This window comes from Flavobacterium sp., assembly GCF_039930565.1.
Lineage (GTDB): Bacteria > Bacteroidota > Bacteroidia > Flavobacteriales > Flavobacteriaceae > Flavobacterium.
This window is the reverse complement of record NZ_JBDTTP010000029.1, coordinates 16,675-32,248: the sequence shown is the minus strand read 5'-3', so window position 1 is coordinate 32,248 and position 15,574 is coordinate 16,675. Positions and strand designations below refer to the sequence as shown.

At 32.6% G+C, this 15,574-nt stretch carries 17 protein-coding genes; 4 read left to right on the top strand and 13 right to left on the bottom strand.

Features of this window, described 5'->3' with window-relative positions; translation table 11 throughout:
- Positions 1-3: 3 nt before the first annotated feature.
- Positions 4-993 carry a type IX secretion system membrane protein PorP/SprF gene (locus ABI657_RS09295; RefSeq protein ID WP_348096976.1) on the bottom strand — a complete coding sequence of 330 codons (990 nt, stop codon included), beginning with the start codon at positions 991-993 and terminating at the stop codon, positions 4-6.
- Between the two features lie 142 nt (positions 994-1,135).
- Between ABI657_RS09295 and ABI657_RS09290 the strand changes: the two genes are divergently transcribed.
- The 3 genes from ABI657_RS09290 to ABI657_RS09280 all read left to right on the top strand — a co-directional run bounded on the left by ABI657_RS09290 (position 1,136) and on the right by ABI657_RS09280 (position 3,455).
- Positions 1,136-2,035 (top strand): NifU N-terminal domain-containing protein, encoded by a 900-nt coding sequence (locus tag ABI657_RS09290; protein ID WP_348096975.1) that lies wholly within the window; start codon positions 1,136-1,138, stop codon positions 2,033-2,035.
- Between the two features lie 136 nt (positions 2,036-2,171).
- Positions 2,172-2,537 carry a YtxH domain-containing protein gene (locus ABI657_RS09285; protein WP_348096974.1) on the top strand — a complete coding sequence of 122 codons (366 nt, stop codon included), beginning with the start codon at positions 2,172-2,174 and terminating at the stop codon, positions 2,535-2,537.
- Positions 2,538-2,642: 105 nt separating this feature from the next.
- The gene (locus ABI657_RS09280; protein WP_348096973.1) at positions 2,643-3,455 is read left to right on the top strand and encodes a mechanosensitive ion channel domain-containing protein; all 813 of its coding nucleotides are present in this window, start codon (positions 2,643-2,645) and stop codon (positions 3,453-3,455) included.
- 5 nt (positions 3,456-3,460) lie between these two features.
- On the opposite strand, the gene tsaB is transcribed toward ABI657_RS09280, so the two are convergent.
- From tsaB to ABI657_RS09245, 7 genes are all read right to left on the bottom strand, one after another.
- Complete coding sequence (tsaB, locus tag ABI657_RS09275; protein WP_348096972.1) at positions 3,461-4,132, bottom strand: tRNA (adenosine(37)-N6)-threonylcarbamoyltransferase complex dimerization subunit type 1 TsaB; 672 nt, start codon at positions 4,130-4,132, stop codon at positions 3,461-3,463.
- A gap of 42 nt (positions 4,133-4,174) precedes the next feature.
- Positions 4,175-5,467 (bottom strand): efflux RND transporter periplasmic adaptor subunit, encoded by a 1,293-nt coding sequence (locus tag ABI657_RS09270; RefSeq protein WP_348096971.1) that lies wholly within the window; start codon positions 5,465-5,467, stop codon positions 4,175-4,177.
- 6 nt (positions 5,468-5,473) lie between these two features.
- The gene (locus ABI657_RS09265; RefSeq protein WP_348096970.1) at positions 5,474-6,862 is read right to left on the bottom strand and encodes a TolC family protein; all 1,389 of its coding nucleotides are present in this window, start codon (positions 6,860-6,862) and stop codon (positions 5,474-5,476) included.
- 80 nt (positions 6,863-6,942) lie between these two features.
- Positions 6,943-8,058 (bottom strand): efflux RND transporter periplasmic adaptor subunit, encoded by a 1,116-nt coding sequence (locus ABI657_RS09260; protein ID WP_348096969.1) that lies wholly within the window; start codon positions 8,056-8,058, stop codon positions 6,943-6,945.
- Positions 8,059-8,096: 38 nt separating this feature from the next.
- On the bottom strand, positions 8,097-9,362 hold the full coding sequence (locus tag ABI657_RS09255) for an ABC transporter permease (RefSeq protein ID WP_348096968.1): 1,266 nt from the start codon (positions 9,360-9,362) through the stop codon (positions 8,097-8,099).
- A gap of 1 nt (position 9,363) precedes the next feature.
- On the bottom strand, positions 9,364-10,605 hold the full coding sequence (locus ABI657_RS09250; RefSeq protein ID WP_348096967.1) for an ABC transporter permease: 1,242 nt from the start codon (positions 10,603-10,605) through the stop codon (positions 9,364-9,366).
- Positions 10,598-11,299, bottom strand: coding sequence for an ABC transporter ATP-binding protein (locus tag ABI657_RS09245; protein ID WP_348096966.1), 702 nt, complete (start codon positions 11,297-11,299; stop codon positions 10,598-10,600). The genes ABI657_RS09250 and ABI657_RS09245 overlap by 8 nt, the downstream gene beginning before the upstream one ends.
- A gap of 173 nt (positions 11,300-11,472) precedes the next feature.
- On the opposite strand from ABI657_RS09245, the gene ABI657_RS09240 reads away from it, so the two are divergent.
- On the top strand, positions 11,473-12,879 hold the full coding sequence (locus ABI657_RS09240) for a DUF4403 family protein (protein WP_348096965.1): 1,407 nt from the start codon (positions 11,473-11,475) through the stop codon (positions 12,877-12,879).
- Positions 12,880-12,901: 22 nt separating this feature from the next.
- Here ABI657_RS09240 and ABI657_RS09235 read toward each other — a convergent pair whose 3' ends face one another.
- From ABI657_RS09235 to ABI657_RS09215, 5 genes are all read right to left on the bottom strand, one after another.
- Positions 12,902-13,186, bottom strand: a complete 285-nt coding sequence (locus tag ABI657_RS09235) for a hypothetical protein (protein ID WP_348096964.1) — start codon at positions 13,184-13,186, stop codon at positions 12,902-12,904.
- A gap of 1 nt (position 13,187) precedes the next feature.
- On the bottom strand, positions 13,188-13,769 hold the full coding sequence (locus ABI657_RS09230; RefSeq protein WP_348096963.1) for a DUF420 domain-containing protein: 582 nt from the start codon (positions 13,767-13,769) through the stop codon (positions 13,188-13,190).
- 1 nt (position 13,770) lies between these two features.
- Entirely contained in the window at positions 13,771-14,460 is a 690-nt protein-coding gene (locus tag ABI657_RS09225) for an SCO family protein (protein ID WP_348096962.1), read from the bottom strand.
- An 11-nt stretch (positions 14,461-14,471) separates the two neighbouring features.
- Positions 14,472-15,128, bottom strand: coding sequence for a hypothetical protein (locus ABI657_RS09220; protein ID WP_348096961.1), 657 nt, complete (start codon positions 15,126-15,128; stop codon positions 14,472-14,474).
- 78 nt (positions 15,129-15,206) lie between these two features.
- Positions 15,207-15,557: a cytochrome C oxidase subunit IV family protein gene (locus ABI657_RS09215; protein WP_348096960.1), complete on the bottom strand. Its 351-nt coding sequence runs from the start codon at positions 15,555-15,557 to the stop codon at positions 15,207-15,209.
- Positions 15,558-15,574 lie beyond the last annotated feature (17 nt).

Below are 15,574 nucleotides of genomic sequence, written 5' to 3'. Positions count from 1 at the left end.
ATTTTAATTAATTGCAGGGCAATTACAATCGTAACGTTCTTTTTTACAAAACAAATTGATTCCTAAAGTAATTTGGTGATAACCGCCAGTATCAAATTTTACATCTCCTGTTACGTTAGAATATGTGTAAGCAAACATAAAGTTTTTAAAGTTTACACCTACCAAAGGTGTAATATATTGCAATTTTTGAGATTCCATTCCGCTTCCAGAACTATATTCTGCTTCATCAAAACTTCTTCGATAAGATAATCCGGCCCAAAGGCTTCCAAAATCCATATTTTTATACGCTTTTAAATTTACATCAATTGATTTTTCTTTTGTCTGATCGAACAATTGGAATAAAACGGAAGGCTCCCAGGTGATATTTTCGTGTTTTCCAAAAACATATCCCGCACTCAATAAAAACTTTCTCAGGTTATCAGTCTCATAATCTGTATATAATTGTCTTCTGGTTTCCAAAATACCCTGAACAGTTGCATGGGCATAAAAATTCAAATAATTATAGGAAGCACCAAAATCAACATTAAAATAAGAATCATTTTGAATTGAACGAGAATTAAGCGGATCATAAGTTTCTCCAAATTTGGTCTCATCCAACTGATTTTGAATCATTCCTGCACTTATTCCAAAAGAAAGCTGATTCAAATCAATCTCATCCCTGGAAAACATAATATGGTGTGCATAAGTAAGTTTGACCCCTTTTTGCGAATGATATCCGTTTTTATCATTAAAAACTATAATACCGCCTCCAGATCTTTCGCCCAGCCTTCCATTAAAACTTAAAGTTTGCAAAGCAGGTGCATCATCTTGTCCAAACCATTGTTTTCTTGCGGTCAGCCTAATCTTGGCACAATTAGCCGCACCAGCCATAGAAGGATGAATCAAATAATAATTATCAGATAAATAATCAGAATATACTGGAATACCTTCTTGGGAATAGGAATAAAATGAAGTAATTATAAAAATTAATAAAGTCCTGATTCTAAATTCCATGTAAGGTTGATTGTATGACTATTAAGATTCTTATCGTAAACAGTTTTAAAACTGCCAAAACAAACTTAATTATTTTATTAAAAAACCAAATATAGGTATTAGTAGAAAATAACTTTAGTAAATTTGCAAAAAATAATATGCCATGACAAAGATCACAATAAAAGAAACTCAAAATCCTACCATACTAAAGTTTGAATTTGAAGATTTTATTACTACAAATCAAAGTTTTGAATTTAAGAATATTGATGAAGCACAATCATCTCCATTAGCACAACAATTATTTTACTTACCGTTTGTCAAAACTGTTTACATATCAGGAAATTTTATAGCCCTGGAAAGATACAGTATTGTGGAATGGGATGATGTAAAAGACGCTGTCGCGGAACAAATTGAAGCTTTTATAGAAAAGGGCGGGATTATTATTAATATTGACGAAACTAAATCAAAAAAGCAACCTATTACCGTTTATGGTGAGACAACTCCTAATCCTTCTGCCTTAAAATTTGTTGTGAGCAGGATGCTGACAAAAAATGCAGTTGAATACAAAAACATTGATCAGACCACTTCCTCTCCATTAGCCAAGGAATTATTTAAATTTCCTTATGTAAAAGAAGTTTTTATCGATGAAAACTATATTTCGGTAACTAAATATGATATTAACGACTGGCAGGAGATTACATTAGAAATCAGAACATTCATCAAGCAGTTTATTGAAAATGGAGGCACTGTTCTGGATGAAAACTTAATTGAAGTAGCTACAAAAAATGACGTTACAAAAGATGAGGCTTTTGACAAACTGGATGTTACTTCACAGCAAATTATTAATATCCTTGAGGAGTATGTAAAACCAGCCGTTGCTGCTGATGGTGGAAATATTGCTTTTGATTCCTATAATGAAGAAAATAAAGTTGTGAAAGTAATTTTACAAGGTGCCTGCAGTGGATGTCCTTCATCAACCTTTACCTTAAAAAGCGGCATCGAAAATATGCTGAAAAGTATGTTAAACGATGAGCAAATTACTGTTGAAGCATTAAATGCATAAATATCAATACGATAATTATATAAAGCGTCTTTAAGACGCTTTTTTCATGTATTATATCTTCAATATTTGTCACATATAACATAATAAGTTAGTTAAAATAGTTAATATTGTATTCTAACTTAATCAACATTGAATCATGGGAATATCATCATTTTTTAAAAATTTTTTTGTAAAAGCTGAGGTTTCAACTAATGCGGAGGCTCACATTGAAAAAACGGATGAGCAAACTCAACAAACTGAAGTTTCATATATTGAAAAAGTGGAAACATTCGCTGAGGAAACTTTTAGTAAGGTAAAGGAAGCTTCTGAACCTATATTGGAAGATGCGGTTGAGTATGCCAGTCAGGCCAAGGATATCGTAAGCGAATATGTTGAAAAAGCGACACACTCAATAAACGTCATTATTGATTCTGTAAAAGAAATGAGTGCAGAAGAGGAATCAAAACCAATCTATGATACGGTAGTAGATGATAGCGAAAAAGCGATAACCTCAGATGAGTAATTGTCTTTACAATAAAAAACATCTCTTTTCTTATGAGGATAATATTTTTATATTTGCCCAACTAATACACCTTCTCATTGGGAAGGTTTTTTTATTATTAAAACCATGAATGTCAATCCGGACCAACTCAGTAATTACGCTAATAGATTTGTGAATGTATTACTTGATTATTCACCCAAATTAATTTCTGCATTCTTAATTTTATTTATCGGTTTATATGCCGTTCGGTTAACCAACAGGATCATTAGAAAAATAATGATTAAAAGAAATCTGGATCCTACTTTAACTAAATTTCTTGCTGATATTTTGTTGTGGGCATTACGGGTTTTATTGTTTGTAACTTTTATTTCAAAATTAGGAATTGAGACCTCATCCTTTGTAGCCATATTAGGAGCAATGGGATTAGCGGTAGGTTTATCATTACAAGGCTCACTTTCTAATTTCGCCGGCGGAATGCTTATCATCCTTTTCAAACCCTTTAAAGTAGGAGATACAATTGAAGCTCAGGGTGTGATTGCAACTGTCATCGAAATTCAAATTTTTGTTACAAAATTAATTACAGGAAACAATCAAACTGTTTTTATTCCGAATGGAGCATTATCCAATGGAAACATCATCAATTATTCGATGCAGGGAGAGCGCAAAGCCGATTTGACTTTTGCAGTTTCATATGATTCAGACATAAAAAAAACGAAAGACATACTCCTGGATGTTTTAATAAAGAACCCAAAAGTGCTTGTAAATCCTGCACCAGAAGTTTTTGTAAAAAATTTAACGGCAAGTTCTGTAGAATTTGCGGTTCGTCCGTGGGCTAAAAACGAAAACTATGGAGCTGTTTTTTCTGAAACTTTAGAGAATTGCAAAACAGCCTTAGATGAAGCAGGTATTGCGATTCAGCCTTATACCCTTCAAAAATAAAACATCTATTGTTTTTTTGAGGTAGTAATCATAAAATCTTTTAAATAATACGGTTCAAAATAAGCTACATCTACAATGTCTTTTATTTGATACTTATCATAACTGATTTTACCCATATCCCTGGCTGAAGGATATTTTATTTGTTCTAAAAATATAAAATTTTCTTTGGTTAATACCGGCTTGCATTTATCTGTACAATCACCTACAAAATAAATAGTCTCCGCATATTCATTAAAAGAATCTTCTGTAATAATTTGGGACTGAATTTCTCTTATAGTTTCAAGTTTAGAATTTAAAATTGCACTATATACTTCCATACGTCTTGCATCCAGCATTGGAACAATTAATCCATCATTAAAACTGACCTGTGAAGCTAAAGTTTGCAGCGTATCAACAGCAATTAATGGAATGCCTAATGCATAACACAAACCTTTTGCTGCCGAAACCCCAATTCGGAGACCTGTATAAGAGCCAGGCCCCTGACTTACGGCGACAGCAACCAAATCATGAACATTAATTTTAGCTTCAGCAATTACTTCTTCAATAAAGACATGTAATTTTTCAGCATGCGAATAACCTTCTTCTGCAATTTCTTTACATAAAATTGTTTCGCCATTTTTAGCAATTGCAACTGAACAATTTTTTGTTGCTGTTTCGATATTGAGAATAAAAGACAATTTATTTATTTTAAAAAGTTATGTTGTTAAATACTCCTTTATTTATTTCTTAGGGGTATCCGCTTTTTTAAGTTTTACTTTGTCACCTGAATTTAATTCTTTGGAAACTGTAGTATAAGGGCCAGTAATTACTACATCACCAGGTTTTAATCCTGACATGACTTCAATATTGGTGTCATCCTGAATTCCTGTTTTAATAATTCTTATTTTTGCTTTATCTCCCACTTTAACAAAAACACACTCAAATTTTTTATCACTTTTTGGTGCTTGTTTTTTATCCTCGTTTGGATCTTCTACTTTAAATTCTTTTACAGCTGTAGTGTCTGACTTTACTACAACAGCACTTATTGGCACTGCCAAAACATTTGTTTTAGTTGTGGTAATAATATCAACAGTAGCAGTCATACCTGGCCTGAATGGTGAATAAGTATTTGGTTTTCCCTCTAATAAATCTTGGTATGACTCTTTTACAATTCGGATTTTTACTTTAAAATTAGTAACCTGATCAGACGTTAAAGTGCTGCTTGCCGAATTTGAAATGCTGGTTACCACACCTTTGAATTGTTTTTTCAGATAGGCATCAACTTCAACATTGGCTTCATCTCCAATTTTTATTTTTACGATATCATTTTCATTCACATCGACTTCAACCTCCATATTATTGAGGTTTGCCACTCGTAAAAGCTCCGTTCCTGCCATTTGTTGTGTACCTAAAACACGTTCTCCTAACTCTACATTCAATACAGAAATAGTTCCGTCTGCAGGTGCATAAATTGTTGTACGTCCTAAATTGTCCTTTGCTTCATTAACTGATGCAGAAGCGCTCTGAACTGTATAATAAGCGTTTTGCTTAGATGCCTTGGCAACTTCAAAAGAAGCTATTGCCTTATCCCAATCAGATTTAGAAATCACACCTTTATCATACAAAGTCTTACTTCTGTCGTAATTTGCCTTTGCTTCCTTAAACGAGGCTTCAGACTGGCTTAAACCAGCTTTTGTTCCGGATAAATTAGAAACTGAACGATTATAGCTTGAAGTATATAAATCCGGATTTATCTTAACTAATAAATCTCCTTTTTTTACGACCTGGCCTTCTTTTACATTTAATAAGGTAATTTCCCCTGAAACTTCCGGCGAGATCTTAACCTCAATTTCAGGCTGTATTTTACCTGTAGCCGAGACTGTTTCGACAATTGTAGAAGCCACAACTTTTGAAATCTCCACTTCTTTTCCTTCATCCTTATTCCCTATAACTCCCGATTTTGAAAGTCCAATTAAAGCTGCAATAATTACAATTGCCCCGCCAATTAAGAAATAAATTGTTTTTTTTGACATAATAATCTAGTTTTTTATAAGTGGAATAATTGGAATTCCAAAGTAGAATTCAAGTATTTTAATTTTGAAGATATAATCATATTTGGCTCTTATGATATCAGATTGTGCTGTAGTCAATAAAGTTTGAGCCTGTGTGAAATCAAATGAATTCATTAAGCCCACATCATACTTTTCTTTTGCATAATTGTAAGATTGTTGTCTGGCCTCTAAAGCTATGACTGAAGATTCGTAAGCATTTAAAGCACCTTTTGCATCAGTAAATGCTGTGTAAACATTACGCTGCAAATCTAAACTTTTTTGTTCTAAATCAATTTTAGATTTTTCTAAATTTACTTTATTACGTTCGACATTATTTCTTACCGAAAATCCGTTTAAAATGGGTATATTTAATTCTAAACCAAAGTTATGACCTTTATTATCACTAAACTGATTAAAAACAGGATCAGGAGATATATAAATTTGATTGCCATTTCCATCCAATTGTCCGGTAGGTATATCATTATATCTTGCGCTTGTGCCAAAAGAGTAAAATCCTCTGAGTGACGGCTGAAATGCCTCTTTAGCAACAACTACATTTTTTTCAGCAATCTCCAGATTAGTTTGGGCTATTTTTAAATCTGTTCTTATCTCTTTAGCTTTATTATAAATATCAACTGGATTTTGCAATAAAATTCCATTCTCATCTTTCACATTTGTATCATCAATTACATCAAAATCTGTAAAATCTTTCAGCTGCAATAATTGGGCTAAACTTAATTTAGAAATTAATAGAGAGTTTTCAGCAATAATTATATTTTGCTTGTCTGTTGCAACAGTTGCCTTTAAATCAAATAAGTCTCCTCGCGGTATTGTTCCTGCGTTGACCATTTCTTCTGAGCGTGTAAACCGTTTTTCATCGATGGCTAATTGCTCTTTTTTTACTTTTAAATTCTCCTTATTAAAAAGAATTTCTAAAAATGCATTGGCTACATTCAGTGAAACATCTTCCTGCATCTTAACCAATTGATATTGGGAAGCTAAAATAGATAGTTTTGTTCTTCTGTAGATATTTTGATTTTGCAAACCTTTGTAGATATCAATACTTGAACTAAGTCCTAATCTTGTAAACTCTGAAGTTTCTGTACTTGCAACATTTGTTATTGGATTAACATTTCGGCCAATATTCCAGGAATGGTTGACGTTTCCATTTACACTAGGCAGATAACTTCCAAAAGCATCTTTTTTGTCTATAGCTGCATTTTTTACATCTAACTCAGTTAGTTTAATTGAGATATTATTATCTAATGCATATCGTACACATTCTTCCAGCGTCCATTGTTTTGTTTGCGAGTAGCCAGACAATCCAAATACCAGTAATATTGCAAAAACAAGAGTATTATATTTATTTATTTTCATATATTTTGAATCAGCGTATAGCAGCAATACTATACAAATTTAACATTTTTTAAAAGCAAAAAAACTCATTTTACCAGGAATTATTTTTTCTCCTCTTCATTTATCAGACCCTGATTCCAGATTTTGATTTTATCTGAAGCTTTAATTCCGCTTTTAACCTGAACATAAATTCCGTCACTAACACCTAAAATCAAATCTTTTCTTTTGAATTTCTGAGGAGCAGTTTCAATTTCTACATAAGGCTTTTGTGTTTTCTTATCAAATTGAACAAGAGATTCCTTAATGGCTAAGACTTTATCTGCTTTTTCTAAAATGATAGAAGCATTGGCACTTAATCCGGCTCTGATAAATGTGGCATCCTTATTTTGTAAAGAAGCTTTAATTTCGAACTGAATAGCACCATTTTCTGTTACTCCTTTTGGGGCTATGTATGTTAATACCGCGTCAAATTTTTTGTTTTCTATAGCACCAACTGTAATTTCAATTGGCATTCTTTCTTTGATTTTGCCTACTTCCGATTCATCGATTTTTCCAACAAAAATCATTCTTCCAACATCTGCAACACTGGCAATAGTAGTACCCTCATTGAAATTATTGCTTTCAATAACCTGATTCCCTACTTTTACCGGAACATCCAATACCATTCCGTTAACTGTCGACCGGATTAAAGTATTAGCATAACTTCCCAAAGATGATGTAGTACCTGTCTTTACAATATCCAAACTTTGTTTTGCAGAAAGATAGTTCTGTTTTGCCTGCTTGTAAGCCAACTGTGCTGCATCAAAATCATTCGCAGAAATCACATCTTTTTCAAATAAGGTTTTTTGTCTCTGATATAATTTTTCCTGATTGTCTAATGCAATTTTGGCAGTTTGGACCTGATTTTGTGTACTGCTCACATTTGATACATTAGCAACAACCTTAATCTTGGCAATCATATCGCCAGCTTTAATTTTTTCTCCTGCCTTAATATAAACTGCTTCAATAATACCCGAAATATTAGGTTTGATGAGAACTTCTTCATCAGGCTGAATGTTTCCCGTAGCAATAGTATTTTTTACAATCGTTTTAACTTCCGGTTTTTCCGTTTTAAAAACAATTGGCGACTCCTGGTTTTTGGAATATAAATAATATAGTGCGCCAAAAAAAACTAAAGCGATAAATATTAAAATGGTTACAGTAACTCCTTTTTTCATTTTGATTCTGGTTTAATCGATTATTTTTGATTGATAATTTACTCTGTTCGTAGTGCGTCTACCGGTTTTACATTGATTGCGGTCTGAGCAGGTATAAATCCCGCCAGTAAACCTGAGCCAACTAATATTAATAAAGCCACGAAAACTACTCCCAAATCAACACTTGGATTTGCAAACATGGTATTACTATCTGCCGGCATTGAATCCAGAGCCATATTTAAAATTGCAATAATCCCTGTAGCAACAGCAATACCCAGCATTCCCGAAATAATGGTTAAAAATATTGATTCAGATAGTATTTGGCTGCGAATTGCTCCCGGAGTAGCTCCTAATGCTCTTCGAATACCTATTTCTTTTGTACGCTCTTTAACGACTATTAGCATAATATTTGAAATTCCAATAACTCCAGAAATCAGCACCAGTGTTCCTACAAAATAAGCAATGATTTTTAAAATATTGAAAAGACTTTGCACTTTATTATATTGTTCGTATAAATCAAAATTCCCTACAGCACGATCATCGTTGGGGTTTACAGAATGAAGTGCTTTGATCTTCTCTAAGATTTTAGGCTTTAGTTCACTTATTGAAGCACCATCCCTTGCGGTTAATGCCATCCACCCTACTTTGTCCCCATAATTAAACGATTGCTGAAAAGTGGTAAACGGAATAAAGATATTTTTTTGTTCCTGCTCCGCATTCCCGCCCGTTTGTTTTGAATTATAAATTCCCACTACCATAAAATTAATTCCGTTGACTTTAATATAAGTACCAACAGCTTCCTCTTCTTTCCCGTAAAGTTCAGCAATAACCCCTTTTCCAATTACAGTTATTTTTCTTCTCTCCTGTATATCCTGTTGGTTTAAAAACCGTCCTTTTATGATATCCATTGGTTGCTGCTTGATCAGTTCAGGATAATCTCCGTAAATTGTAAAAGCAGAAGTTTTTGTTCCGCGTACCACATTGTTAGTGCCATTAAAATCCCCTAATTGATTTCGGGGCGAAACATATAGTAAATCCGGAAATGCTTCTTTTAAAGCCATTACATCACTATTTCTAAAGTCATACCGCCTTACTTTTGGCAACCCTTTATAAGCCTTTGAAGTAGTCTGACTCCACATAAACATCGTGTTTGTAGCTATTCCGTCAAAACCTTTTTTTACACCGTTTTCCAAACCATTTCCTGCTGCAAGTAATATTACCAAAATAAATATTCCCCAAAACACACCAAAAGCAGTTAGGACTGTTCTGAAAACATTAGCTGTTAAAGCCTGTAAAATTTCATCCCAATTATCTTTTTTAAACATATTATTCGTCTCTAAGTGCTACAATAGGTTTTATTTTTGCTGCTCTGTATGCCGGAAAGAAACCTGCCATAGCTCCTGCAAATACAAGAAGAACGAGTGTCGTTAAAGCTACACTGAAATCGACTTCAGGGTTTCTAAAATATTCGCTTTGTACCATTGGCCCAACAATTTCCAATAACAACAAACTTGCCAACAAACCAACAAAACCTGCAATAGTAGTAATAAAAATAGATTCGTGAAGTATCATTGAAATAATTGAAAATGGTGATGCTCCCAAAGCTTTTCTAATTCCAATTTCTTTTGTTCTTTCTTTTACAATAATAAGCATGATATTACTTACACCAACAACGCCGGCAATTATGGTGCAAATACCAACCCACCAAAAGAACAGTCTTATATAAAGATTCAAATCATAAAATTGTTTTGCTTCTTCAACTGAATTATAACCGTCAATAGCATTATCGTCCGGAGCAATAATATTTTTACTTTTTAATAATGTTTTGACTTCCTGGGTAAACTTTCTGGATTGTGCTAAAGCCTCATCATAATTGTTTTTTTTGTTCAGAACAAACAGCATTCCGGAAATTTTATCACCAGCTCCAAAAGCGCGTTGGTTGGTGGTCACAGGCATATAAACCCTTGATTCTTCTCTTTCACCAGATGGATCAGTAAAAACTCCTATCACTTTAAAATTAACATTATTTACTAAAATATATTTTCCTATTGCTTCTGTCTCCTTAAATAAATCCTGTTTCACTTTTAAACCAATAACCGCTACCTTTTCATTTTTTTCCAAATCATTATTATTTAAAAACCGGCCCTCTTTAATAGTAGCATTTTCAATATCTAAATAATCAGGGCTAACACCCCTAAATTGATAATTGCCAGATTCCTTTCCGTAAGTTACAATTCCTCCCCAGGTATTTCTGGAAGATGATTTTTTATCAATCTCCTCACTGTATTTTTTTACCGAAAGTTCATAATCACTGTTCCTTAGCTGAATTTGACGTCCCGCGTTAAGGCCTTTATATTCTTTGGTGGTAGTATTTGCCCAGACTTCAATTATTCCTTCTGCATCATTCTCGAATTGTTTCTCAATTCCGTTCTGAAGTCCTTTTCCGGCACCTAAAAGAATCACTAAGATAAAAATCCCTGAAGCCACAGAAATTCCTGTTAGAAAAGTTCTAAGCTTATTTTTGGCAATGGCCTCAAATATTTCCTGCCAGCGTTCAATATTAAACATAAGAAGATGCTCTAACCTGTTCTACCATTTTATCATCTATAATTAATCCGTCCTTTAGGACTACATTTCTTTTGCACATTGCAGCAATATCAGGTTCATGGGTAACGATTAAAATGGTTTTGCCTTCATCATTGATTCCCTGAATTAGCTCCATAACTTCGTAAGAGGTTTTGGTATCTAAAGCTCCGGTTGGTTCATCTGCCAAAAGCACTTTGGGATTTGAAGCCAAAGCTCTTGCAATGGCAACACGCTGTTTTTGCCCTCCTGAAAGTTCATTTGGCAAATGGTGTGAATGTGAACCTAAACCAACCTTCTCCAGATATTTCATCGCAATCTCATATCTCTCTTTTCTTTTAACTCCTTGATAATACAAGGGCATTGCCACATTATCAAGAGCAGTTTTGTAGTTTATCAAATTAAAAGACTGAAAAACAAATCCTAAAAACTTATTTCTATATCGGGAAGCAATTGTTTCATTAAGATTTTTTATTGGAGTATTATCTAAAATGTAACTTCCTGAATCTGCTTCGTCCAAAATTCCTAAAATATTTAGTAATGTCGATTTTCCTGAACCGGATGATCCCATTATTGCAACCAACTCACCTTCTTTTATATCAAAATTAATTCCTTTTAACACATGCAATTGAGAACTTCCCATTTTGTATGACTTGTGTAAATCTTTGATTTCGATCATGATACTGTTAAATTTTAAAACAATAATAACATTTTTATTACTTATTTTGTGTAAAAAAAAGTTAATAGTTTTGATTTTACTCATTGAATAAGACTACATTATTAACTATTTGTTACAGTTTTTAAAAAGAATATAATTGTTTTCTTAATTTTACGTACTTTAATAATCTACAGATGAAATTTTCTTCTTTTACATTTCTTTTCATAACATTAATATTCTTGGTAAGTTGTTCAACTTCTCAAAAGCTGGTAACTTTAAAACCTGAACCTGATGATGCCAGTCCTTTGATTTATGAAAGCAGTCCATCCTTTATCAATCTTCCCATTACAGTAAAACTTAAAGATATTGAAAACCAGACCAATACTCTTCTAAACGGCTTAATTTATGAGGATAGTACTATTGAAGATGATGATATTGAAATTAAAATATGGAAAGAGGCACCCATAAAAATACAAAATGGTGGTTCAATTACTGAGAACAAAGTAAAAACTATTCTGCCTCTAAAAGCATTTGTAAAATATAGAATTGGCATAAAAAAACTCGGCGTTGAACTTTATGATACCCGGGAATTTAATTTAAACGGAATAATAACATTATCCAGTGAGGCTGCTCTCACAAATTGGAAATTAAATACCAAAACAGAATTTAAATCTTTAGACTGGAGTGAAAGTCCAACCATGACCGTTTTTGGAAAAAATATGCCAATCACCTATTTAATAAATCCTGCCATTTCTATTTTTAAATCTAAAATTGAAAAAAAAATAGATGAAGCTATTGAAAAATCAATGGATTTTAAGCCAAATGTCCTGTCTGCTTTAGAGAAAATATGCACGCCATTTCAAATGAGCGATACTTATGAAAGCTGGCTAAGAATTGTTCCGATAGAAGTGTACTCTACTACTGCAAAACTCAAAAACGATCAGTTTGTTTTAGATATGGGAATGAAATGCAATATGGAAACTATAATTGGCAAAAAACCTGAATCTAAATTCAATTCAAGCAAAATTATTTTGAAACCTGTAGCAAAAATTCCGAATCAGATTACCACAAATATTGCAGCAATTTCTAGTTATATTGATGCTTCAAAAATTATGACCAAAAATTTCTCAGGACAGGAATTTGGTTCAGGAAGTAAAAAAGTTACGGTACAAAATGTTGAAATCTGGCATAAAGATGCAAAAATGGTTATAGCACTTGATGTATTAGGATCAGTAAACGGTACAATTTATTTAAACGGATTTCCTCAATACAACCCCCAAACAAAGGAAATATATTTTGACAAACTTGATTATGTATTAGACACCAAAAGCAAACTGATGCGCACAGCAAGTTGGTTAGCTCAAGGATTAATCTTAAAAAAAATGCAGGAAAGTTGTCGTTATTCGATACAGCCTAATTTAGAAGAAGGAAAAAAAACTATGGCTTCCTACCTTAAAAATTATTCACCAATGCCAGGAGTTTTCATAAACGGGAAAATGGAAGATATACAGTTTGATAAAATTCAACTGACGAATCAGGCGATTATTGCTTTTATAAAAATAAACGGAACCGTAAATGTTTCGGTTGACGGATTGAAATAAAAAGAAAAGAGCAGAATCATTATTATGCTGCTCTTTTCTTTTTAGATTGGTACATTTTATAAATAAGAATCCCAATAATAACTACAAGCAAATAGGGAACCACCATTAAATAAACAATTCCGTCATTTACTGCTTCAGCTTTCTTAATATTAGATTCTCCTGCAAGCGCAGCACGGCACATGGCACATTGGGCATTAGCGATAAGAGAAGAAAATATAAAGAAAAGAATAAAGACATGTCTTATCTGAATAAAATCTTTCTTTTTTCCAACTGCTTTTTGTTTTCCATTCTTAGTTCTTTGTTCCATTTTATATATAATAAGGAGAAATCATTAAGTAAACCACTACTCCGGTTACAGCAACGTACAACCAAAGAGGGAATGTTATTCTGGCCATTTTTCTATGTCTGTCAAATTGTTGGCCAATCGCTCTTACATAACTAATTAAGACCAACGGTATAATAACAATCGATAATATTATATGGGTTGCTAAAATAAAGTAATACAAATATCTCACAGCTCCAATCTTTGCCTTTTCAATTGCATCAAGAATTCCGTCATGATTTAAATCACCCAATTTGACAGATTCAGCCGTCATATGGTAGGCTACATACATAACTAAAAAAGCCAGTGACAAAGAAATAGCAAAAGTCATTAATCTTTCATGTGCTTTACGCTTTCCGTTTTTAATGGCCACTACCGCTGAAATTAAAACAATGGCCGTAATACCGTTTATTGTAGCGTATATAGGCGGCAAAAACGATAAGGGTTCGACATTGATTCCAAAATCTTTTAATTTGACTGCAAACAAAATACCAACTAGCGTAGGAATTACAATTGAAACTGCTATAATATATTTATTGTATTTTTTCTCTAATGAATGATCTTCCATCTTATTCGTCTAATAATATTTTTATGTCTTGTTGAATATCTCTTACACCTTTTTTATCCAAACCATCGTAATATAAAATCGGGTTTCCAAAATCATCTTTTCTACAACGAATATTTCCGTCTTTATCTATCAACGCAAATAATCCGGAATGCTCAAAACCTCCATTTACTTTTGCATTCTCGCCAGCATATAAGTTAAAACCTTTATTTGATAAGTCCAGAATAGTCGATTTATCACCTGTCAAAAAATTCCAATTTGTTGATTTAACACCTAATGCCTTAGCATGTTGTTTTAAAACCTCTGGAGTATCATGAGCAGGATCTATCGTTATGGATACGATTCCAAAATTAGGATTTCCAAAAAAAGTTTTTTCAATTTCCAGCATACTCAAATTCATCTTTGGGCAAATAGAAGGACAAGTTGTGAAGAAAAACTCTAATACATATACTTTCCCTTTATAATTTTGATTAGAAATTTTGATATTGTCCTGATTGGTCAATTCAAATTTAGGAGCTGGGCCAATAGTTTCAAGTTTAGCTGTTGAAGCTGATCCTTTTAAGTCGATATTATCCAGACGATTTCCTTTAACAACCTCATCATTTTTTATTCTGTCCACAATTTTTGGAATAGCATAAATTCCAAAAATTAAAACAATAAATGAAATTCCGATATATGATTTGTTTTTAAACATTGTAATGAAATTTAAAGTTGTTTTGAAGCATTATGATTTTTTTTAAGAGCTGCTCGATATTCATATAAAATAATTTTAAAATCATCTAACATTTCGTTGCTTAATTCTGATGGATGAAAAGTATCATAGCCTTCTTTGTATTCTTCTTTTTGCTCTTTGTTTTGTCCTTTTCGGCCACGCAGATTGCGATTTTTATCAACAATATAAACATAGGATGTACCTAAATTTTCATCAAGCTTTCCTTTTAACTTTAATTGGTTATAAAATGTTTCGATTTCCTGAGGCGGAGCAAAAACAAAATTCCATCCCGAAACATCCGTAAATGGCGCTAAGGCATCAATTACTTTTTGAGCTTCTTTTTCTGTTCCTGTTGGAGAAAGAATTACAAACTGAAGATCCTCAAATCCGTAGTAGCGCTTGTAAATCTTTTCATTTAAATTAAAATAATTACCCCGGTTCTTTAAAATTTCAGAACCTGAAAAACCTAATATAGTTATCTTTTTACTAAGAGTGACTTTTTGTCCATTGAGTGATTTCCAGTTTCCAAAATCCCGAATTTTAGGTGTAATTACAGGCAATGTGGTAAAACTATTAACTCCTGATGCAAAAAACAAATACGCTACAATTGGCAGAACAAAAAGTACAAAGAGAACTATATTTTTTTTCATTATAATATGGGAGGTTATTGAGGTACAAAAATAAAAAAAGCTCCGTTAAACGGAGCCTCTTTTCGAATTAATATCATGTTAAAAATTCCATTTGATAGTAGAATCTTTAAAAACCCCATAAATATAATGACCTTCTGTTAGAAGAATAAATAATAAATACAAAACCAGGAAGATAACCGGAGATACAACAGCCCATCTCAAACTGCTTGTTTCACCTTCCATGTGCATAAATGCCCATATAATATAATATGCCTTAAATATTGTCAGGATATAAAATATCCAGTTCAGTAAATTTAAACCTAAAAAATGATTAAATTCTAATAATTCCGGTTTAACAATACCCAATATAACTTCTATAGTAGTTACAACTGATAGCAATCCAAAAACAAACCAGATTCTTTTTGTATTTGATACGTGTTCGTGTGACATAATAAATAAATCTAAAA